This window comes from Neorhizobium sp. CSC1952 (assembly GCF_030378245.1).
Classification (GTDB): domain Bacteria; phylum Pseudomonadota; class Alphaproteobacteria; order Rhizobiales; family Rhizobiaceae; genus Neorhizobium; species Neorhizobium oryzae_A.
In genome coordinates, this window is record NZ_CP128416.1 from 1795769 (window position 1) to 1818307 (window position 22539).

16 protein-coding genes are annotated in these 22539 nt (G+C 64.1%); 11 read left to right on the forward strand and 5 right to left on the reverse strand.

From position 1 onward, the window contains the following. Nucleotides 1-32: 32 nt before the first annotated feature. The 11 genes from QTA58_RS09060 (at nucleotide 33) to trxA (ending at nucleotide 16855) form a co-directional block, all read left to right on the forward strand. The gene (locus tag QTA58_RS09060; RefSeq protein WP_289673076.1) at nucleotides 33-1796 is read left to right on the forward strand and encodes a sensor histidine kinase; all 1764 of its coding nucleotides are present in this window, start codon (nucleotides 33-35) and stop codon (nucleotides 1794-1796) included. After that, entirely contained in the window at nucleotides 1793-2257 is a 465-nt protein-coding gene (locus tag QTA58_RS09065) for a serine kinase (RefSeq protein WP_085421632.1), read from the forward strand. Before QTA58_RS09060 ends, QTA58_RS09065 begins: the two co-directional genes overlap by 4 nt. Nucleotides 2258-2382: 125 nt before the next feature. Then, complete coding sequence (locus QTA58_RS09070) at nucleotides 2383-2784, forward strand: PTS sugar transporter subunit IIA (RefSeq protein WP_085421631.1); 402 nt, start codon at nucleotides 2383-2385, stop codon at nucleotides 2782-2784. A 13-nt stretch (nucleotides 2785-2797) separates the two neighbouring features. Continuing rightward, complete coding sequence (locus QTA58_RS09075; protein WP_085421630.1) at nucleotides 2798-3076, forward strand: HPr family phosphocarrier protein; 279 nt, start codon at nucleotides 2798-2800, stop codon at nucleotides 3074-3076. Nucleotides 3077-3245: 169 nt separating this feature from the next. Continuing rightward, the gene (ahcY, locus tag QTA58_RS09080; RefSeq protein ID WP_289672515.1) at nucleotides 3246-4646 is read left to right on the forward strand and encodes an adenosylhomocysteinase; all 1401 of its coding nucleotides are present in this window, start codon (nucleotides 3246-3248) and stop codon (nucleotides 4644-4646) included. Between the two features lie 206 nt (nucleotides 4647-4852). Beyond that, nucleotides 4853-7432 (forward strand): PAS domain-containing sensor histidine kinase, encoded by a 2580-nt coding sequence (locus QTA58_RS09085; protein WP_289672516.1) that lies wholly within the window; start codon nucleotides 4853-4855, stop codon nucleotides 7430-7432. Beyond that, the gene (tsaE, locus tag QTA58_RS09090) at nucleotides 7429-8940 is read left to right on the forward strand and encodes a tRNA (adenosine(37)-N6)-threonylcarbamoyltransferase complex ATPase subunit type 1 TsaE (protein WP_289672517.1); all 1512 of its coding nucleotides are present in this window, start codon (nucleotides 7429-7431) and stop codon (nucleotides 8938-8940) included. Before QTA58_RS09085 ends, tsaE begins: the two co-directional genes overlap by 4 nt. 22 nt (nucleotides 8941-8962) lie before the next feature. Then, the gene (locus tag QTA58_RS09095; RefSeq protein ID WP_289672518.1) at nucleotides 8963-9697 is read left to right on the forward strand and encodes a nucleotidyltransferase family protein; all 735 of its coding nucleotides are present in this window, start codon (nucleotides 8963-8965) and stop codon (nucleotides 9695-9697) included. A gap of 5 nt (nucleotides 9698-9702) precedes the next feature. Continuing rightward, on the forward strand, nucleotides 9703-12903 hold the full coding sequence (gene addB, locus QTA58_RS09100) for a double-strand break repair protein AddB (protein ID WP_289672519.1): 3201 nt from the start codon (nucleotides 9703-9705) through the stop codon (nucleotides 12901-12903). Next, a complete protein-coding gene (addA, locus tag QTA58_RS09105; protein ID WP_289672520.1) occupies nucleotides 12896-16462 on the forward strand; it encodes a double-strand break repair helicase AddA in 3567 nt (1188 codons plus the stop codon). Before addB ends, addA begins: the two co-directional genes overlap by 8 nt. A gap of 72 nt (nucleotides 16463-16534) precedes the next feature. Next, nucleotides 16535-16855 (forward strand): thioredoxin, encoded by a 321-nt coding sequence (gene trxA / locus QTA58_RS09110; RefSeq protein WP_085421623.1) that lies wholly within the window; start codon nucleotides 16535-16537, stop codon nucleotides 16853-16855. 114 nt (nucleotides 16856-16969) lie between these two features. Here the strand turns inward: trxA and QTA58_RS09115 are convergent, their stop codons facing one another. From QTA58_RS09115 to QTA58_RS09135, 5 genes are read right to left on the reverse strand one after another with little or no spacing between them, the layout of a single operon-like run. After that, a complete protein-coding gene (locus QTA58_RS09115) occupies nucleotides 16970-18322 on the reverse strand; it encodes a folylpolyglutamate synthase/dihydrofolate synthase family protein (RefSeq protein WP_234811087.1) in 1353 nt (450 codons plus the stop codon). Nucleotides 18323-18354: 32 nt separating this feature from the next. Next, nucleotides 18355-19245: an acetyl-CoA carboxylase, carboxyltransferase subunit beta gene (accD, locus tag QTA58_RS09120; protein ID WP_085421622.1), complete on the reverse strand. Its 891-nt coding sequence runs from the start codon at nucleotides 19243-19245 to the stop codon at nucleotides 18355-18357. A gap of 39 nt (nucleotides 19246-19284) precedes the next feature. Continuing rightward, complete coding sequence (gene trpA / locus QTA58_RS09125) at nucleotides 19285-20124, reverse strand: tryptophan synthase subunit alpha (protein ID WP_289672521.1); 840 nt, start codon at nucleotides 20122-20124, stop codon at nucleotides 19285-19287. 1 nt (nucleotide 20125) lies between these two features. Continuing rightward, the gene (gene trpB / locus QTA58_RS09130) at nucleotides 20126-21346 is read right to left on the reverse strand and encodes a tryptophan synthase subunit beta (protein WP_289672522.1); all 1221 of its coding nucleotides are present in this window, start codon (nucleotides 21344-21346) and stop codon (nucleotides 20126-20128) included. Between the two features lie 10 nt (nucleotides 21347-21356). After that, on the reverse strand, nucleotides 21357-22013 hold the full coding sequence (locus QTA58_RS09135) for a phosphoribosylanthranilate isomerase (protein ID WP_289672523.1): 657 nt from the start codon (nucleotides 22011-22013) through the stop codon (nucleotides 21357-21359). Nucleotides 22014-22539 lie beyond the last annotated feature (526 nt).

The window sequence follows — 22539 nt, forward strand, 5'->3', positions numbered from 1 at the left end:
CCGCAGTGGCAGATCAGACGTTCGACAGCGAAATGGCCGGAATCGAGAAGGCCGAGATCCGCCGCGCGCCGCGGCGGTTCTGGTCGCGGCCTTTCACGCTCATCCGCAGGGTCTTCGGCCACGCCGTCTTTTCGAGCCTCACCCGCCGCATCCTGTTCTTCAACATCGCCGCGACGGTGGTGCTCGTCGCCGGTATTCTCTACCTCAACCAGTTCCGCGAGGGACTGATCGACGCGCGCGTCGAAAGCCTCCTGACGCAGGGCGAAATCATCGCAGGCGCGATCTCCGCCTCCGCCTCCGTCGATACCAATTCGATCACCATCGATCCGCAGAAGCTTCTGGAACTTCAGGCAGGCCAAAGCATCACGCCGGTGCCGAACGACGAGGACCTCGATTTCCCGATCGATCCGGAGCGCGTGGCACCGGTCCTGCGTCGCCTCATCTCGCCCACCCGCACCCGCGCCCGCATCTTCGATGCCGACGCCAACCTGCTGCTGGATTCCCGCCATCTCTATTCGCGCGGCCAGGTGCTGCGCTTCGACCTGCCGCCGGTGGAAAACGAATCCCAGACCTGGAGCGACTGGTTCGCGGGGCTTTTCAACCGCCTTCTGCAGCCCGGCAACCTGCCGGTCTACAAGGAAGCGCCGGGCGGCGACGGCTCCATCTATCCGGAAGTCATGAACGCGCTCACCGGCGTTCGCGGCGCCCTGGTGCGCGTGACCGAGCGCGGCGAGCTGATCGTCTCGGTCGCCGTGCCAATTCAGCGTTTCCGCGCCGTGCTCGGCGTGCTTCTCCTGTCGACCCAGGCCGGCGATATCGACAAGATCGTGCATGCGGAGCGGCTCGCCATCATGCGCGTCTTCGGCGTGGCGACGCTCGTCAACATCCTGCTTTCGCTGCTATTGTCCTCGACGATCGCCAATCCGCTGCGGCGTCTCGCAGCGGCGGCGATCCGGGTCAGGCGCGGCGCCAAGCAGCGCGAGGAGATCCCGGACTTCTCCTATCGCCAGGACGAGATCGGCAACCTCTCCATCGCGCTTCGCGAAATGACCACGGCGCTCTACGACCGGATCGACGCGATCGAAAGTTTCGCCGCCGATGTGAGCCACGAGCTCAAGAATCCGCTCACATCGCTCCGCAGCGCGGTCGAAACCCTGCCGCTCGCCAAGTCGGACGAGTCGAAACGGCGGCTGACGGAGATCATCTTCCATGATGTGCGCCGTCTCGACCGCCTCATCAGCGACATTTCCGACGCCTCGCGGCTCGATGCGGAGCTCGCCCGCTCCGACTCCTCGCCGGTGGACATGGAAAGCCTGCTCGGCAATCTCGTCGACATTTCCCGGCAGATCCGCACCGGGCGCAAGCCGGTGGAAATCGAGCTCGCGGTCGACGGCAAGGGCGGCAGCAAATCGGCCTATCTCGTCAACGGCCACGACCTGCGCCTCGGCCAGATCATCACCAATCTCATCGAGAATGCCCGGTCCTTCGTGCCCGAAAAAGGCGGCCGCATCTCGATCCGGCTGTCGCGGGTGAAGGACCGCGTCACGATCACGGTGGACGACAACGGCCCCGGCATTCAGGCGGAAGATATCGACCGCATCTTCGAACGCTTCTATACGGATCGGCCGGAAGGGGAGAGTTTCGGGCAGAATTCCGGCCTCGGCCTGTCGATCAGCCGGCAGATCGCCGAAGCCCACGGCGGTTCGCTCCGAGCCGAGAACCTGCATGATCCGAAGACCGGCGCCTTGGCCGGAGCCCGCTTCACGCTGTCGCTGCCCGGCGGCGAAACCCCATGAGCCCGGACGCCGTCAATGTCCACGGCACGGCGGTCGTCATCGGCACCAGGGGCATCCTGTTCACCGGGCCTTCCGGCAGCGGCAAGTCCATGCTTGCCTTCTCCTGCATCGCGTCGGCGAAACGGCAGGGAGCGTTTGCCGCCCTTGTCGCCGACGACCAGGTCCTGATCTCCGGCCACGGCGGCCGGCTCCTCGCCAGCCGGCCGGAATCCATCGCCGGTCTGATCGAGTTGCGCGGCAGCGGCATTGCGACCGTCGAAAGCGTGCCGGCGGCGGTGCTGGACCTCGCGGTCGAAGTCGTCTCGCTGCCCGAAAGCGATCGCCTCCCTCCCCAAGACGAGCGGTTTTCCGTCTCCGGCCTCGGCGGGCTTCCCCTTCTGCGGATATGGCAAGGAGCACCCGATCCCCTGGCCATTCTCGCCGCTTTGGCACCCGGTTTTCACGGCGAGATGCCGTTTTGATCATCCGGGAGCCTGTTTTTTGACTTGCACTTCAATTCTACTTGGAGAAGATGGCTTCCCACCGCTGGACGGCTTTGTTGCAATGCGATAATGGCCGCGAGTTTCCATAGCAGGGGGCAGTTTTCATGATCGGACTTGTGCTTGTCACCCATGGCAAGCTGGCTGAGGAATTTCGTCATGCCGTGGAGCATGTCGTCGGGCCCCAGAAATTCATCGAGACCGTATCGATCGGCCCCGAAGACGACATGGATCAGCGGCGGCAGGACATCGTCGATGCCGTTGCCCGGGCAGACGACGGCAGCGGCGTCATCATCCTCACCGACATGTTCGGCGGCACTCCCTCCAACCTTTCCATTTCCGTCATGGACAGCGGCAAGACCGAGGTCATCGCCGGCATGAACCTGCCGATGCTGATCAAGCTGGCCGGCGTGCGCAGCGACAACAATATGGACAAGGCGCTTGTCGAGGCTTCCGAAGCGGGTCGGAAATACATCAATGTCGCAAGCCGCGTATTAAGCGGCAAATGAGAACCCGAACCGGATGTCATCCCCCCTCACCCGTGAATTCCTGATCGTCAACAAACGCGGTCTCCACGCCCGTGCCTCCGCCAAATTCGTGCAGATGGTCGAAGGTTTCGACGCACAGATCACCGTTTCCCGCGACGGCACGACCGTCGGCGGCAACTCGATCATGGGCCTCATGATGCTCGCGGCCAGCACCGGCTGCACGATCGAAGTCTCCGCGAGCGGCAGCCAGGCCACCGAAGCGCTGGACGCGCTCGAACAGCTCGTCGCCAACAAATTCGGCGAAGAGGCCTGAGCACCCTTAACCTTCCACGGACATAAAGATATAAAGACTTCTTTATATCCCGTTGCCAGCTTGCAGGAAGCCTGCTAAACCGCTGGCCAGCTTCCGCCTGTCAGGGCGGGCCTTGCCACGTCCGCCGGTCTTCCGCGGAGAAGGCGCCACCGAACGCTTGGAGAGCTTTATGAGCACTGAGAAGGATTACGTCGTCGCGGACATCAATCTTGCCGCCTACGGCCGCAAGGAACTCGACATCGCCGAAACCGAAATGCCGGGCCTGATGTCCTGCCGCACCGAATTCGGGGAATCGAAGCCGCTGAAGGGCGCCCGCATCTCGGGCTCGCTCCACATGACCATCCAGACGGCCGTCCTGATCGAGACGCTCAGGGAACTCGGCGCTGAAATCCGCTGGGCTTCGTGCAACATCTTCTCGACGCAGGACCATGCCGCCGCCGCGATCGCCGCTGCCGGCATCCCCGTCTTCGCCGTCAAGGGCGAGTCGCTCACCGAATACTGGGAATATACCGACAAGATCTTCCAGTGGGCCGATGGCGGCTTCTCCAACATGATCCTCGACGACGGCGGTGACGCCACGATGTACATCCTGCTCGGCGCCCGCGCCGAAGCCGGCGAGAACGTGCTGTCCAATCCCGGTTCGGAAGAAGAGGAAATCCTCTTCGCGCAGATCAAGAAGCGCCTCCAGGCTTCGCCGGGCTGGTTCACCAAGCAGCGCGACGCGATCAAGGGTGTCACCGAAGAAACCACGACCGGCGTCCACCGCCTCTATGAACTCTCCAAGAAGGGCCTGCTGCCCTTCCCGGCCATCAACGTCAACGACTCGGTCACCAAGTCGAAATTCGACAACAAGTACGGCTGCAAGGAATCGCTGGTCGACGGCATCCGCCGCGGCACCGACGTGATGATGGCCGGCAAGGTCGCGGTCGTCTGCGGTTACGGCGACGTGGGCAAGGGATCGGCTGCTTCGCTTGCCGGCGCCGGCGCCCGCGTCAAGGTCACCGAAGTCGACCCGATCTGCGCGCTGCAGGCCGCCATGGACGGTTTCGAAGTCGTCGTTCTCGAGGACGTCGTTTCGACCGCCGACATCTTCATCACCACGACCGGCAACAAGGACGTCATCCGCATCGAGCACATGCGCGCGATGAAGGACATGGCGATCGTCGGCAATATCGGCCACTTCGACAACGAGATCCAGGTCGCGGCTCTCCGGAACCTCAAGTGGACCAACGTCAAGCCGCAGGTCGACATGATCGAGTTCCCGAAGGGCAACCGCATCATCCTTCTGTCCGAAGGCCGTCTGCTCAACCTCGGCAACGCCACCGGCCATCCGTCCTTCGTGATGTCCGCCTCGTTCACCAACCAGACGCTGGCGCAGATCGAGCTCTTCACCAAGCAGGGCCAGTACAAGAACGAGGTCTATATCCTGCCGAAGCACCTCGACGAAAAGGTCGCGCGCCTGCATCTCGCCAAGCTCGGCGTAAAGCTGACGGAGCTGTCCGACGAACAGGCTGCCTATATCGGCGTCTCGCAGCAGGGTCCGTTCAAGGCGGAACACTACCGGTACTAATCGCTAGCCGGTTAATCCACAAGATATGGTAGTCGCAGCCTTGACAAAAGGCTGCGGCTTCTTTTTTGGGCGCCTCCCTTCCCGGCGATTCCCTCAGCAGGTATTGTTTCGAGGTTGATTCGCGCCTGCCGGAGCGTCGGTTCCGGGCAAGGCGCGGAATGGTATGTCTTGTCGATGAGCGGCAATTGGACGGAGACAGACCGGGCATGTCGGTAAAAAAAACGAGCCTGTTCAAGCAGGCCGACCCCTCTTGCGACGGAGCTGGAACTCCGGTTTCGCGATCCGCTTCCGGGGCTCCGGGCGGCGATGCGACAGCCGGAAGGTTCGGCCGTCTTGCGCGCTTCGGCAGCGCCTTTCTTTCGGGCACAGCCATTTGCGGGCTCGCGACGGCGGCAATCGCGCAGCCATCGGGCAATCCGGCCGCTCGGCTTTTTTCCTCCACGGAAGTGATCGTGTCGTCGGTGGTGATGGGCGCCCTCGGCGCTGCCCTGCTGTCCGCCGTCTGGCTGGTGCGTCAGCGCGGCAATATGGAAGCCGAGACGCAGGAAATGCGCAGCGCGCTTTCCGACGCGCAGCAGCGCATATCGAAATACGAAGCCCTGATCGCCGACAAGAACCGGCGCATCGTCGTCTGGGAAAGCGGCTTCTCCAAGCCGGAATTCCTGGGCCAGCTCCCGCCCGAGACCGGCGCCCCGCAGGAGGATCGCGATTTCCTCGCCTTCGGCCGCTGGCTGCGCGGCACGTCCGCCGGAGAGCTTGAAAGGTCGATCGAACTGCTCCGGAGCCAGGCGCGCTCGTTCGACATGGTGGTCGAGACCTTTCGCGACGAGATTCTGGAGGTCCAGGGCCGGGTTTCCGGCGGCAAGGCCTTCATCCGCTTCATCGCGCTCAACAATCTCCGCGCCGAGCTTGCCGAACTGAAGATCGAACGCGAACGGCTGACGCATTCGATCGCGCTTTTCCATTCGCTGCTCGATGCGATCGAGCAGCCGGTCTGGCGCCGCGATGCGCAAGGCAAGCTCGCCTGGGTGAACCATGCCTATGGCGATGCGGTGGAAGCTTCGGCGCCAGCGCAGGCAATCGACGAGGAGCGCGAATTCCTCGGCACGATCGCGCGCGAAAAGATCAAGGCGGCGGCGACCTCCACATCGCCGTTCCATGACCGCATTTCCACGGTGGTTCACGGCAATCGCACCATGTTCGATGTCGTCGATGTCGTGGTGCCCGGCGGTTCGGCCGGCATGGCGATCGATGTTTCGGAAGCGGAGGCGGTGCGCGAGGAACTCAAGCGCACGCTCAAGAGCCATGCCGAGACCCTCGACCATCTGGCGACGCCGGTCGCCATCTTCGACGGCGAGCGCCGGCTGCAATTCTACAACCAGGCCTTCGTGCAGCTCTGGAACCTCTCCCTTCCTTTCCTGGAATCCAAGCCCGACAACAGCGAGCTGCTCGATAAGCTGCGCAGCGAGGGCAAGCTGCCGGAGCAGCTCAACTGGCGGAGCTGGAAGGAAACCGCCCTTTCCGTCTACCGGGCACCGGATACCCAGACCAATCTCTGGCACCTGCCGAACGGCCAGACGCTGCGCGTGATCGCGACAGCTCATCCGCAAGGCGGCGCCACCTGGGTGTTCGAGAACCTCACCGAACAGGTGGATCTCGAGACCCGCTACAACACGCTTGTCAAAGTACAGGGCGAGACGATCGACCATCTTTCCGAAGGCGTCGCCGTCTTCGGCCCGGACGGGCGCATCCGCCTCTCCAATCCGGCCTTCCGGGCGCTCTGGGGCATTACCGCCGAGGAGGCGAAGCCGGGCACCCATATCAAGGCCATCGAGACGGCCTGCGCGCCGTCCTACGACAAGGCGGACGGCTGGCGCCGTTTCGGCCAGATGCTCACCAATTTCGACGACGAACGGCCCTCGCTACAGGGGACGTTCGAGCTCTATTCCGGCCTGATCCTCGATTATGCCGTGACCCCGCTGCCGAACGCCCAGACCATGCTGACCTTCGTCGACATGACGGCGAGCGCGCGCGCGGAGCGGGCGCTCAAGGAAAAGAACGAAGCCTTGCAGAAGGCCGACGAGATCAAGAACGATTTCGTCCAGCACGTTTCCTACGAACTGCGTTCGCCGCTTACCAACATCATCGGCTTCACCGATCTCCTGAAGACCCCCGGCGTCGGGCCGCTGAACGAGCGGCAGGCGGAATATGTGGATCACATCTCCACCTCTTCCTCCGTCTTGCTGACGATCGTCAACGATATCCTCGATCTTGCGACCGTCGACGCCGGCATCATGCAGCTCCACTATTCGGAACTCGCGATCGACGACCTGCTCGACGAGGTGGCGATGCAGATCGCCGACCGCCTGCACGAGAACGGCGTGACGCTCGCGATCACCGCGCCGGCCGGGCTTGGCACGATCGTCGCCGATCATCAGCGGCTGAAGCAGATCCTCCTCAAGCTGCTCACGAATGCCGCCAATTTCGCGCCGGAAGGTTCCGCTATCACGCTCACCTGCTGGCGCACCCATGACGACGTGTTCTTCTCCGTCACGGACAAGGGGCCGGGCATTCCGGAAGATGTCCTGAAGACCGTGTTCGACCGCTTCTCCTCCAGCGCCAAGGGCGGCAAGCGCAGCGGCGCAGGCCTCGGCCTCTCGATCGTCGAGAGCTTCGTAAACCTGCACCACGGCGAAGTGACGATCGACAGCAGGCCGGGCTTTGGCACGACCGTCACCTGCCGCATTCCGAGCGCGACGACGGCGCGCTCGGTAGCCGCAGAATGAACGGCGATACGACCATTACCCTGACGCTCGCGGATGAAGCCGAAACAGTTCTTCTCGGCGAAGATCTGGCGCTTGCGCTGAAGACGGGCGATTGCCTCGCCCTGTCCGGCGATCTCGGCGCCGGCAAATCGACCATGGCGCGTGCCCTCCTCCGGGCGCTTGCCGATGACGACGAGCTCGAAGTGCCGAGCCCGACCTTCACGCTTGTGCAGAGCTACGACCTAAGGATTCCCGCCGCGCATTTCGATCTCTACCGCCTCGGCGATGCTTCCGAACTCGATGAACTCGGTTTCGACGAGGCGCTTTCCAATGGCATATGCCTGGTGGAATGGCCGGAAATGGCGGAAGACCTGTTGCCTGACACGCGCATCTCGCTGAGGTTCGAGCACCAGGGCAGCGGCCGGACGGCGACGATTGCCGGACCGGATGCCCGGATGAAGCGCATCCGCCGCACGCTGGCGATCCGCGAATTTCTCGACAAGCACGGCTACAGGGGCGCCCGCCGCCGCTTCCTGACCGGCGATGCCTCGTTGCGCGCCTATGAGAAGGTCAGGACGGCCGCCGGCGAAACGCTGATCCTGATGGACTGGCCGAAGCCGCCGGAAGGCCCGCCAGTCCTCGACGGGAAACCCTACCCAAAAGTCGCGCATCTCGCAGAAGATGCCTACCCCTTCGTGGCGATCGCCAGTTATCTGCGCGAGATGGGGCTTGCGGCGCCGGAGGTCCTGCATGTGGATTACGGTCAGGGCATCCTGCTGATCGAGAATCTCGGCGAAGAAGGCGTTCTCGACGCCGAGGGCCGACCGATCCCGGAACGTTACCGCGAAAGCGTCGTCTGCCTCGCTTTCCTGCACAGCCACGAGATGAAGCAGGATCTGCCGGTCGGAAAGACCCATGTCCACCACATTCCCGATTTCGATCCGACGGCGATGAAGATGGAGGCGCGGCTGCTCCTCGACTGGCACCTGCCCTGGAAACGCGGCACGCAGGCGACCGAAGAGGAGCGCCAGGACTATCTCGCCATCTGGGACGGCCTGATCCGCGAACTCGAAAGCGCCGAGAAGAACCTGCTGCTCCGCGATTTCCATTCGCCGAACATCATCTGGCGGCCGCAGGAATCCGGTGTCCGACGCGTCGGGCTGATCGACTTCCAGGACGCGATGATCGGTCCCACGGCCTATGACCTCGCCTCCATCGTGCAGGACGCGCGGGTGGACATCCCCAAACCGCTCGCCGACCAGATGATGGTGGATTACGTGACGCTGCGCCGTTCGCTCGGCCCCTTCGACGAGAAGGCTTTTCTGAAGGCCTGGGCGATCATGGCGGCGCAGCGAAACTGCAAGCTTGCCGGCCTCTGGGTGCGGCTGCTGCAGCGCGACGGAAAGCCCGGCTATCTGAAACATATGCCGCGCACGCTCCGTTATCTGTCCACGGCATTGCAGCACGAGGCGCTCGCTCCCTTGCGGGAATGGTGCCTGAAAACCGGAATAGAGCTACCCGAATCGTGAGCAGGGCTCTAAAACGGGAGCCATGACGACCATTCATCAGGCCATGGTGCTCGCTGCGGGTCTCGGCACCCGTTTGCGTCCGATCACCGATACGATGCCGAAGCCGCTGGTGCCCGTCGCCGGCAAGCCGATGATCGACTATGCACTCGACGCATTGGCCGATGCGGGCGTCACGCGCGCGGCGGTCAACGTGCACCATTTCGCGGACCGGATGGAAGCGCATCTAAAAGCCTATCCCCGCATGGAGATCCTGGTTTCCGACGAGCGGGCCGCCCTGATGAATTCCGGCGGCGGACTTGCCAGGGGATTGAAACTTCTCCATCCCGGCCTCGCCTATGTGATGAATGCCGACCTTTTCTGGATCGGCGAAAGACCCGGCGAAAAGACCAATCTGGAGCGCCTTGCCGAATTCTTCGATCCGCCGAGGATGGACATGGCGCTGCTCTGCGTGCCGCTCGATCGCACCACCGGCCATAACGGCAAAAAGGATTTTCAGCTCGATCCGGACGGACGGCTTTTCCGCTACAGGGAGGGCGGCGACAATCCGGTCGTCTATGCCGGCGCGATCGTCATGCACTCGTCGCTCCTGGATGACGCACCGGCAGATGCCTTCAACCTCAACGTCTATTTCGACAGGGCGATCGAAAGTGGCCGGCTCTACGGCCTTGTGATGGACGGGCAGTGGATCACCGTCGGCACGCCGGAGGCGCTGCCGGAAGCCGAAGCGGTGATCGCACGCCACATGGCGGAGGCCTGAGGCCCATGTCCGCCCGGCAGAAACGGGTCTTCTCCATTCCCGCCGGGGCGCCGTTCCTGAAGACCGTTGCCACGGCACTCTGCGACGGCCGGCTCAACGAAACCTTCCGCTACGATCCCTCCGATCCGCTCTCTCTCGCCGACGTGACGATCTTCGTGCCGACGCGCCGGTCGGCCCGCGTGCTGCGCTCGGAATTCGTCGATCTGCTCGGTGGGCGCTCCGCCATATTGCCGGTCATCCGTCCCCTTGGCGAGACCGACGACGACAGCGGCTATTTCGATCTCGTGGCGCCGGAGGAAATGGATCTGGCACTGCCGATCGGCGGCACGGCCAGGCTCCTGGAACTCGGGCAGCTGATCCTCGCCTGGCGCAACCAGCTCCCGAAGATCGTGCTCGACGTGCATTCGCAATCGCCGCTCGTGGCGCCGGCGAGCCCCGCCGATGCCATCTGGCTTGCCCGGGCGCTTGCCGAACTGATCGATGCCGTCGAGACGGAAGAGCGCGACTGGACCGACCTCAAGAAGCTCGATACCGGCGAACATGCGCTCTGGTGGCAATTGACCGCCGAATTCCTGTCGATCGCCAGCGCCTTCTGGCCGGCTAGGCTCGAGGAACTGCGCCGTTCCTCGCCGGCAAAGCACCAGGCGGCGATCCTGCGCGGCGAGGCCCGGCGGATCGCTTCCCGGGATCACAAGGGGCCGGTCATCGTCGCGGGCTCCACCGGTTCGGTGCCGGCGGCCGCCGATCTGATCGCCGCCATTTCCAGGCTGCCGAACGGCACCGTCGTGCTGCCGGGCCTCGACCTTTCGATGCCGGCCGAACAATGGGCGATGATCGGCGAAGAAACCCCTGACGGCAAGCTGGAGCCCGCGAGCCGGAGCCATCCGCAATTCGGCCTGTCGCGGCTGCTCAGGAAGCTGGAGGTGACGCGGGAAGACGTCGAGGTGCTGGGTGCCGTGCCGTCCGACCTCGCTTTCCGGGCCGAAGCGATTTCCCAGGCGCTGGTGCCGGCCAAGGCCACCGACCGCTGGAGCACCTGGCGAGAGGCGGCCGATCCGCACTTCCTCAGCCAGGCCTTCGCGGATGTCTCGCTCATCGAGGCCTCGAACGAGCGCGAAGAAGCGGTCGCCATCGCGATAGCGTTGCGGCTGGCGCTCGAGCAGCCCGGCAGAGAGGGCGGCGAGGCCCAGGCGGCGCTGATCACTCCGGACCGCGCGCTGGCCCGCCGCGTCACCGCCGAACTTGCGCGCTTCGGCGTCGTCGCCGACGATTCGGCCGGTTCGGCCCTTTCCGGCACGCTGCAGGGCACGCTCACTCAACTCCTCCTCGAAGCGGCATTGAGGCCCGGCGACCCCGTGGCGATCGTGGGATTGCTCAAGCACCCCCTCGTCCGCCTCGGCTTGCCGGCACCCGATTTGCGTTCGGCCGTGGAAGCGCTGGAAGTGCTGGCGCTGCGGGGCGGCACCGGCGACATGGACATCTCGGCGCTGGAGCCTTTGCTCGACGAACAGCTTGCCGCGCAGCGCGAAGACAGACATCCGCCACATTGGCGGCTGTCGCTGCCGGAGGATGCCGCGGACGGAGTCCGCGATCTCGCCCGGCGGCTGGCAAAGGCCGTCGAACCGCTCGCGTCCGCTTTCGTGCGCCGCCGGTCCGACGGCCGCGGCCTGACCACGAAGCTCACGCTTTCCGATTGGGCGGAGCGCACCGGCCGGGCGCTGGAAGCCGTCACCATCGACGAGCGGGACAATCTTGCCGGCCTCTGGTCCGGCGAAGCCGGCGAAAGACTGGCGGGGCTGCTCTCGGAAGTCATCGCGACCGAAGGACAGATGGAGGCGGACGGTCCGCAATGGATCGACATCGTCATGGCGCTGACGACCGGCGAGGCGGTGAAACCCCGTTCGCTCAGCCATCCGCGCGTCTTCATCTTCGGCACTCTGGAAGCGCGGCTGCAGAGCGTCGATACGATGATCCTCGGCGGTCTGAACGAAGGTTCCTGGCCGGGCCAGACCGTCAACAACCCATTCCTCTCCCGCACGATGAAAACCGATATGGGCCTCGAACCGCCCGAACGGCGGATCGGCCAGCTCGCCCATGACTTCGAAATGGCCTGCGGCACGCGCAACCTTATCCTTTCCCGCTCGATGCGGCAGGGATCGACGCCGACCGTCGCCTCCCGCTGGCTGCAGAGATTGCTGGCGCTCGGCGGCAAGGCATTCGCAGACGAGCTCAAAGCCCGCGGCGAACAGTATCGCCAATGGGCCTCGGCGGTCGATGCGGGCGAGAACCAGCAGCCGGCTAAAAGACCTGCTCCGAAACCGCCTGCGGAACTGCAGCCCAGGAGCTACTCGTTCAGCGAGGTAGGCCGGCTGCGCCGCGACCCCTATTCCGTCTATGCCCGGCGCATCCTGAAGCTCGATCCGCTCGATCCCTTCAACCGCGATCCCGGCGCCTCCGAGCGCGGCACGCTCTATCACGCGATCATCGACCACTATACGCGCGAGGGCCACAAGCCCGGTTCGCCGGCGGCGATTGAGGCGATGGGGCGGATCACCGAAGAACTGTTCGATGCCGAACAGCTGCCGCCGTATATCGACCGCGTCTGGCGGCCGCGCTTCCGGCAGGTCGCCCGCGCCTTCCTCGATTGGGAGGCGGAGCGCGCGCCGGATATCCGCAGGACGCTGACCGAAGCCGGCGCCGGCTGGGAGGTGGAGCCCGCCGGCATCCGCGTCACCGGCATTGCCGACCGGATCGACATCAAGGGGTCGGGGCTCGCCGATCTCGTGGACTACAAGACGGGCCTCAGCCCCTCCGTCTCCCAGGCGCGGGCGCTGCTCGACCCGCAGCTTGCCCTGGAAGCAGCCGCCCTGCGGGCGGGAGCATTCCGGAACGTCGGTTCCCTGACGCCGGGCGACCTCCTCTATGTCCGGCTGCGACCCGGTGACCGCTTCAAGGCGGAGAAGGTCAACAACGAGGGTTCAGGCGCCACCGCAAAGCGCCAGCCGAAATCGGCGCTCGACCTGGCGCAGGAATCGCTCGAACAGTTGACGCGGTTCGTCATCACGCTGCGCAATGGCGAAGCCGGTTTCGCAGCGCGGCTCATCCCGTTCAGCCAAGGCGATTTCGGCGGCGAATACGACCATCTCGCCCGCGTGGCGGAATGGTCGACGGCGGACGACGAGGGGGAGGCCGAAGCGGATGAGTGACTTTTCTCCCCTTAAACTCCCCGAGAGCGACGATCCGATCAAATGGATCGACTGGACGACGGTACAGCAATCGCTCGCCTCCGATCCGGTGAGTTCCGCCTGGGTTTCGGCCAATGCCGGCTCCGGCAAGACGCATGTGCTGACCCAGCGTGTCATCCGGCTGCTGCTTTCCGGCTGCCGGCCCTCTTCCATCCTCTGCCTCACCTACACCAAGGCGGCGGCCTCGGAAATGTCGAACCGCGTCTTCCAGCGGCTGTCCGAATGGACGGTGCTTTCGGACGAGGAGCTTCGCAAAAAGATCGCTGCGATCGAGGGTTCGGATCCGGATTCCTTCAAGCTCGCGGAAGCGCGGCGCCTGTTCGCCAAGGCGCTGGAAACGCCCGGCGGATTGAAGATCCAGACGATCCATGCCTTCTGCGAGGCGCTGCTGCACCAGTTTCCGCTGGAAGCCAATGTCGCGGGGCACTTCTCCGTGCTCGACGACCGGGCCGCTTCCTCCCTGCTTGCCGAGGCGAGGCGCTCGCTGCTGACGGCGACATCCGCCGAAGACGATCCCGAGCTTGCCGAAGCCTTCGCGCATGTGCTCGATCTCGGCGACGAATCCGGGCTGGAAACCCTGCTTTCCGACATCGTCGCCAACCGGACGGCGATCCGCCGCTTCGTCGCTCAAGCGGAACGGCATGGCGGCATCGGCGTCGAGCTCAAGCGCGCCCTCGGTCTCGATCCGGTCGATACGGAAGAGAGCATTGCAGCCGGCTACTGGCCCCTGCCGGGCCTTTCCGGCCTGACGCTCGATCTCTATCTCGCGCTGGCCGACCAGAAGGGCGGATCGAAGGCCGGCGAAGTCGCCTATGGGCTGCGGTTGGTCGCGAGAGAGCCGGATGTCTTCAAGCGCGCCCAGCATCTCGACCAGATTTTTCTTACCCGCGAAGGCAAGCCCAAGGCGGATAGCCCTCTCATCGCCAAGGCCATGGTGACCACGGCACCGGAACTTGCCGGCGCGATCGATGCCGCCCGCAGCCATGTCGTGGAAAGCCGCGGCCGGCTGCGGCTCGTGCGGATGTTTGCCGCCACCAAGGCGGCGCTGACGCTCGCCCAGCGGCTCAACGACGATTACGAGGACCTGAAGAAGCAGCGAAGCCTGCTCGACTTCGAGGACCTGATCGCCCGCACCGCCGATCTTCTGACACGCGACGGCGTCGGCGCCTGGGTGCATTACAAGCTCGACCAGGGCATCGACCACATCCTCGTCGACGAAGCGCAGGATACCAGCCCGATCCAGTGGACGGTGATCAAGTCGCTGGCCGAGGATTTCTATTCCGGCACCAGCGCCCGCGAGACGCGCCGCACCATCTTTGCCGTGGGCGACGAGAAGCAGTCGATCTATTCCTTCCAGGGAGCGCGGCCGGAACGGTTCGCGGAGGAGCGCAGGGAGACGGAAAAGCGGGTACGCGGCAGCGACCAGCCGTTCCATGCGATCCGTCTGCCGCTCTCCTTCCGCTCGACGGCCGACGTGCTTGCGGCCGTCGACCAGGTCTTCTCGCTGGACGACAATGCGCAAGGCCTCAGCGCGACCGGCGATCCGGTGCAGCACCGTTCCAACCGGATCGGCCATCCGGGCGCCGTCGATCTCTGGGATGTGGTGGTGCCGGAGGTCTCGGAGCAGGAAGAGGACTGGACCGCGCCCTTCGATTCGACGCCGGACAAGGCCCCATCGGCCATTCTCGCAGGCCGGATCGCCAACCGGATCGGCGAGATGATCGGCAAGGAAACGATCATCGAAAAGGGCCCGAATGGTCCTGTTGGGCGGCCGATCGAGCCCGGCGACATTCTCGTCCTGGTCCGCAAACGCGATGCCTTCGTCAATGCGCTGACCCGGGCGCTCAAACGCCGCGACAACATTCCCGTCGCCGGCGCCGACCGGCTGCGGCTGACGAGCCATATCGCCGTGCAGGACCTTCTGGCGCTCGGCCGCTTCCTGCTGCTGCCGCAGGACGACCTTTCGCTGGCGGCACTGCTGAAAAGCCCGCTGTTCAACCTTTCCGAAGAGGATGTCTTCGAGGTCGCAGCCCTGCGAGCGGACAATGCGAGCGCCTGGGCGCAGCTCAACCGGTTAGCCGACGAACAGCCGCTGCGTTTCCGCGACGCCGCGGACCGGCTGCAGCATCTGCTCCTGCTGTCTCGGCAGCTCAGCCCGCACGATCTCTTCGCCCGGATCCTCGGCCAGTACGGCGGACGGCGGAAATTCCTCGGCCGGCTCGGCACCGAGGCAGGTGACATCCTCGACGAGTTCCTGACTTTCGCGCTCGACCACGAAACCAACGGCCTGCCCGGCCTGCAGGCCTTCATTTCGACGCTGGAACTCGAATCGCCGGAGGTGAAGCGCGAGCAGGACGGCGGCCGCAACGAGGTGCGGATCATGACCGTGCATGCGTCCAAGGGCCTGGAGGCACCGGTCGTCTTCCTGGTCGATAGCGGCTCGAAAGCTTTCATCTCCTCGCATGTGCCGAGATTCCGGCTGCTCCGGATCGGCGACGAGGAGGTACCGGCCTGGGTTCCGGGCAAGACGCTGAGCAATGCCGTCACCGCGGCCGATGACGAGCGGATCAGGAAATCGACCGAGGAGGAATATCGCCGGCTGCTCTATGTCGGCATGACCCGCGCCGCCGACCGTCTGATCGTCTGCGGCTACCGGGGAGCCCGCGAAAATCCGGACACCTGGCAGGCGATGATCTCCAAGGCTCTTTCGGCCGACCAACACCATTGCAGCCCGGCGCAATTCCACGGGCCGGACGGCGAATGGGCCGGCTTCCAATGGCGGCTGCCCGCCTCCTCCACCCGTATTGGCAAGGCGGAGCACAAGCAGGCCGGGCCGGACGAGAACCGGCCGCTGCCCTCTGCCCTTTTCCGGCCCCTGCCGGCTCAAAAGATGCTGCCGCGGCCGCTTTCGCCCTCCGGTGCCGGCACGATGATCGACGATGAGGCGGACGACCTGATCGTCACATCGCGGCTGTTCGGGGAAAAGCAAAGTGCCGGCCTTGCGCTCCAGAAGGGCAAGCTCGTCCACCGCATGCTGCAGATGCTGACCGAGTTTCCCAATCACGAACGGGAGGCAGCGGCTCGGCGCTATGCGGAGCGCGCCGCCCGCTTCTGGCCGGCTGCGGAGCGCGACAACCTCGTGGCCTCCGTGATGTCCGTGCTTGCCCATGAGGAGCTCGTGCCGGTCTTTTCCGAGCGAAGCCAGTCGGAAGTCTCGATCATGGGCACGCTGGCGCTTGAAGGGAAGGATTACGCGATTTCCGGCCGTATCGACCGGCTGGTGGTGACCGAGACCGAAGTCATCATCCTCGACTACAAGACCAACCGCGTGCCGCCGAAGGGACCGGAGGAAGTGCCGCCGGCGCATCGTGCCCAGCTCGCCATCTACCGGGAAATCCTGAAGCCGCTTTATCCCGGCAAGACCTTCCAGTGCGTGCTCGTCTACACCGAATCGGCCGGGGTGATCACGCTGCCGCCGGACCTGCTGTCACGTTCGCTTGCGGAACTCAAAACAAAGTGAGATGAGGGCCATTGAAAACTTTGAGCGCGCGTCTCACATTTAACTCAACAGAGAATCGTGAAGGAGAGCCCTATGGCTACCGTTAAGGTCGATAACAGCAATTTCCAGACCGAAGTCCTCAACTCCGCCGAGCCGGTCGTCGTGGATTTCTGGGCCGAATGGTGCGGTCCGTGCAAGATGATCGCTCCGAGCCTCGAGGAAATCGCCACCGAACTCGCCGGCAAGGTAAAGGTCGCGAAGCTGAATATCGACGAAAACCCGGAACTTGCCGCCCAGTTCGGCGTGCGTTCGATCCCGACGCTCGCCATGTTCAAGGACGGTGAAGTGGCCGACATCAAGGTCGGCGCCGCTCCGAAGACCGCCCTTTCGGCCTGGATCTCCAGCGCGGCATAACTTGTAAGTGCAGTGCAGTGACCTCATGAAAAAGCCCGGCTTCTCCCTGCAGCCGGGCTTTTTCTTTGCCTGGCCGGCGGAAAAATCGCGCCGGATCTTTCCCGGATTATCCGGTCACGTCGGGGGTGTGCCGTTGTCGGCGAGCGCATTGCCGGCGAAATAAAGCGAGCCGCCGATCAGGATGCGCGGCGGCGGGCTGCCCGGCAGCTGCCTGCGGGTGATTTCCTGCAGCGCTTCCGCAATCGAGCCCGCCGGCTCGGCGACAAGCCCGGCATCGAAGGCAGAATGGGCGAGAACCACCGGATCGAGCGCCGCCTCGCTGCCGCGGATCCTCACGGTGAAGACATGTTCGGCGATATCCGCGAAGGCGCGGAAATAACCGACGGGGTCTTTCGTGTTGATCATGCCGGCAATGATATAGAGCGGCCGCGGCTGGCGCTCCTCGAAAGCCACCATGGCCTCGGCGATCACCTCGCCGGCACCGGGATTGTGGCCGCCATCCACCCAGATTTCGGCACCCGCCGGCGCGTGTTGCAGCAGCTTGCCTTCCGTCAGACGCTGCAGGCGGGCGGGCCATTCGACCATCGCCATCGCCTTTTCCATTACGGCTTCGGTGACGGTGAAGCCTGCGGCCTTGACCGCGCGGATGGCCGCCGCCGCATTGGCATATTGATGCCGGCCAGGCAGCCTCGGCAGCGGAAGATCGGCGAGGCCGAATTCGTCCTGATAGAGCAGCCGCCCGAACTCCTCATGCGCCGAGAAATCCTGGCCATAGACGGCCACCGGACAGCCGAGCCTTTCGGCGGTCGAAACCAGCACCTCGCGGGCGGCTTCGAATTCCTGCTGGCCGATGACAACCGGGCAACCCCGCTTCATGATGCCGGCCTTTTCGGCGGCAATCAGTTCCACCCGATCGCCGAGATAGGCCTGGTGATCGAGCGAGATCGGCATGATCACCGAGACTGCGGGGTTCGGAACCACATTGGTGGAATCGAATCGGCCGCCCATGCCGACTTCCAGGATCACGGCATCGGCCGGTTTCTCGGAGAAGAGAAGAAAGCTGACGGCGGTCAGGATTTCGAAGACGGTGATCGTCTGGCCGGCATTCGCTTCTCCGACCCGGCGCAGCGCATCGGCAAGATCGGCATCCGAGACAAGCTGGCCCCGGCCACCCTTCACCCCGATCCGATACCGCTCATGCCAGTTGACCAGGTGCGGCGAGGTATCGACATGGACCGAATAACCGCCCGCTTCGAGAAGCGCGCGGCAGAAGGCGGTCACGGAGCCCTTGCCGTTGGTGCCGGCCACATGGATGACCGGAGGCAGTTTCAGATGAGGATTGCCGAGAACCTCCAGAAGCCGCGAAATCCGCTCGAGCGACATATCGAAGCCCTTCGGATGAAGGGTCATCAGATGCTCGATTTCCTTTTCGGCTTCGCTTGCCGCGGCTTCATTCATAGTGGTCATCCCGCCGCTCCGGCTTTCAATGATCCCGATGATCAGGCGCTGATCGCGACCGGCGCGGAAGCCGGCTGCCTGACCGGCTGTTTCATCAGCATCTTCAGAAGCCTGGCGAGCGTCGAGGGAATATCGTGGCGCTTCACGACCATGTCGACCATGCCATGCTCCAGCAGATATTCCGAAGTCTGGAAGCCTTCGGGAAGCTTTTCGCGCAGCGTCTGTTCGATGACGCGTTTTCCCGCAAAGCCGATCTCGGCACCCGGCTCGGCGATATGGACATCGCCGAGCATGGCATAGGAGGCGGTAACGCCGCCGGTCGTCGGATTGGTCAGCACGACGATATAGGGCAGGCCCGCCTCTTTCAGCATGTCGACCGCCACCGTGGTGCGCGGAAGCTGCATCAGCGACAGGATGCCTTCCTGCATGCGGGCGCCGCCGGAAGCGGGGAAGATGACCAGCGGGCATTTTTCCGCAAGCGCCCGCTCGCAGGCCTTCACGATCGCCTCACCGGCGGCCATGCCGAGCGAACCGCCGATGAAATTGAATTCATGCACGACGGCGACGAGCTTCACGCCCTGGACCTGACCGATGCCGGCCAGGATCGTATCTTCCTGCTCGGTCTTGGTGCGGCTGTCCTTCAGACGGTCGATATACCGTTTCGAATCGCGGAATTTCAGCGGATCCTGAACGACCTTCGGCTGCGGCAACGATTCGTAGACGCCGCCATCGAAGAGATCGGCAAGCCTGGCCTTGGCCGGCATCTTCATGTGGAAACCGGAGGCGGGAATGACCCACTTGTTCTCTTCCAGGTCCTTGTGGAAGACCATCTCCCCGGTTTCCGGGCACTTGATCCAGAGATTCTCAGGGACTTCCCTGCGGCCCAGCATGGAGTTGATGCGCGGCCGGACGTAGTTGGTGATCCAGTTCACTTGGCGTACTCCGCTTTAAACTTTGCCTTATGTGGGAAACTATTCGGCGGCAACAAGGCGCGCGGCCCGCACGCCGGTCGCGAGCCCCCTTACCAGCGTCGCAACGGAAGCGATCGTATCGGGGCCCGCCTTTCCGTCCTTCGTCAGGCTGCCGGCGATCTGGGCGACGATCGCCGTGCCGACGACGACGCCATCGGCCGCAGCGCCGATCGCCTTGGCATGGTCGGCCGTCTTGACGCCGAAGCCGACGCAGACCGGAAGGCTGGTATGACCCTTGATCCGGTTGACGGCACCCGAGACCAGCGACGGGTCCGGCAGCGCAGACCCGGTGATGCCAGTCATCGAGACGTAATAGACGAAGCCGGAGGTGTTCTTCAGAACCGCCGGGAGGCGCTTGTCGTCGGTGGTCGGCGTCGCAAGGCGGATGAAGTTGATGCCCTTCTTCAGAGCCGGGATGCAGAGTTCGTCGTCCATTTCCGGCGGCAGGTCGACGACGATCAGGCCATCGATGCCGGCGGTAAGCGCATCGTCCAGGAACCTGTCGACGCCGTAAATATAGATCGGGTTATAGTAGCCCATCATGACGATCGGCGTCTCGTCGTCGCTCTCGCGGAACTTGCGGGCGAGCTCGAGCGTCCTGGCGAGCGTCTGGCCGCCCTTCAGGGCGCGCTGGCCGGCCAACTGGATCGCCGGGCCGTCCGCCATCGGATCGGAAAAGGGCATGCCGAGCTCGATGATATCGGCGCCGGCTGCAGGAAGCGCCTTCATGATGCCGAGCGAAGTGTCGAAATCCGGATCGCCGCCCATGAAATAGGTGATCAGGGCGGGGCGGCCCTCGGACTTGAGAGCCGCGAAACGATTGTCCATACGAGCTGTCATATCAGAGTTCCACTCCGAGTATCTTGCCGACCGTGAAGATGTCCTTGTCGCCGCGACCGGAGAGGTTCATCACGATGATCTGGTCCTTGCGCATCCTGGGCGCCCGCTTGATGACTTCGGCGATCGCGTGGCTCGCCTCCAGCGCCGGAATGATGCCTTCGAGGCGGGTCAGGGTCTGGAAGGCATCGAGCGCTTCCTGGTCCATGATCGGCACGTATTCGACACGGCCGGTGGAATGCAGCCAGCTGTGTTCCGGGCCGATGCCCGGATAATCGAGGCCCGCCGAGATCGAATGGCCTTCGAGGATCTGGCCGTCGGGATCCTGCAGGAGGTAGGTGCGGTTGCCATGCAGAACGCCGGGGCTGCCGGCGGTGATCGAAGCGCAGTGCTCGACGCCTTCGAGACCGCGGCCACCCGCCTCGACGCCGACGATCTGCACGCTTTCGTCATCCAGGAAGGGATGGAAGATGCCGATCGCGTTCGAGCCGCCGCCGACGGCGGCAACGACGAGATCGGGCAGCCGGCCTTCGGCTTCAAGGATCTGCTCGCGGGCTTCCTTGCCGATGACGGACTGGAAATCGCGGACGAGCTCCGGATAGGGATGCGGGCCGGCGGCGGTGCCGATCAGGTAATAGGTGTTCTCGACATTGGTGACCCAGTCGCGCAGCGCCTCGTTCATGGCGTCCTTCAGCGTGCCGCTGCCGGCCGTGACCGGCTTCACTTCGGCGCCCAGGAGCTTCATGCGGAAGACGTTCGGCGCCTGGCGCTCGACATCGGTGGCGCCCATGTAGACGACGCAGGGGAAGCCGAAACGGGCACAGACGGTGGCGGAGGCCACGCCATGCTGGCCGGCCCCGGTTTCCGCGATGATGCGGGTCTTGCCCATGCGCTTCGCCAGCAGGATCTGGCCGACGCAATTGTTGATCTTGTGCGAACCCGTGTGGTTCAGCTCTTCGCGCTTGAAGTAGATCTTCGCGCCGCCGAGATGCTCGGTCAGGCGTTCGGCGAAATAGAGCGGGCTCGGGCGGCCGATGTAATGGGCGCCGAGATCGGCCAGTTCCTTCTGGAAGGCCGGATCGTTCTTCGCCTTTTCCCATTCGCCCTGGAGATCCAGGATCAGCGGCATCAGCGTTTCGGCGACGAAGCGCCCGCCGAAAATGCCGAACCGGCCGTCCTCATCGGGGCCGGATCGGAACGAATTGGGTTTTGGCGTCTGGTTCACTCTCAACTCCTCATACGCTTTTGCGCCCCGCGGCTGCGACGGCATCGAAAAACGCATCGATCATTCCAAGGTCCTTGATGCCCGGCGCGCTTTCCACGCCGGACGACGTATCGATACCCCTTGCCTTCGTGGACGCGAGCGCAAGAGCGACATTATCCTTGTTCAATCCTCCGGAAAGCATGTAATCCACGCTCTCGTCAAGCGAAGCCATGAGACTCCAGTCGAAGGAAACGCCATTGCCGCCGGGCAGTTCCGAACCTTTGGGCGCCTTGGCGTCGAACATGAAGCGGTCAGCGACGCCGATATAAGGATCGATGCGGCCGAGATCGCCGGCTTCCCGCACCGAAAACACCTTCATGACCGGCAGGCCGTAAAGCGCCTTCACATGCAGCACCCGTTCCGGGCTCTCATTACCGTGGAGCTGCAGGATATCCGGCCGCAGCAGCGAGACGATATCGTCGAGTTCCTCGTCAACGGCATCGACGGTCACCGCGACGATCTTCACCCGGCCGCGAACGCGGTCGGCAAGCTCGCCGGCGACATCCGGATGGATGTTGCGCGGGCTCTTGGGGAAGAAGATGAAACCGATATGCGTGGCGCCCCGCGCCACCGCGCGATCGACAGCCTCCGGCGTCTTCAAACCGCAGATTTTGATGTCAGGTTTCATGACGTGCGGAGTGGCACGAAATCTTGCCGGAGTCGAGGCAAATCCTCTTTTCCAAACGAACTCAGCCAAAAACTAATGGCAGGATCGCACAGACTCGTCCCTTGGCGATCTCGGTATTTCTTGTTTCGGCCGGGACACGTCGTGTGCCTCGTATTGAATTTTTATATGTGACACGCGACGTGTCCCGTTCGGTCAGTTTTTCCGCGCAACTCCGGTCCCTCTGCGGCGGTCTGGTCTTACGTCCTTGCGGATGCCAGCCGGGTTGTGTGCGACACACGCACGCCCCGCCTTGAGGCGAGAGGGGGACCATTTTCTGCGCAGCCCCTGATGGCCCGCCTGCATCAACGGCAGGCCGCCAGGGCACCGGTCCCGTCTCGCCGGCGATGCTTGAACCGGTGTAGCCGAAACGGGACGGGGGAATGATGGCACGGGTTTGAGGGGGCGGGGATGAACGGAGGCGGTTTTTTCTGGCGGTTTTCTTCAAGGCATTGATTTGCCTTGTGGTACCCCCCTCTGCCCTGCCGGG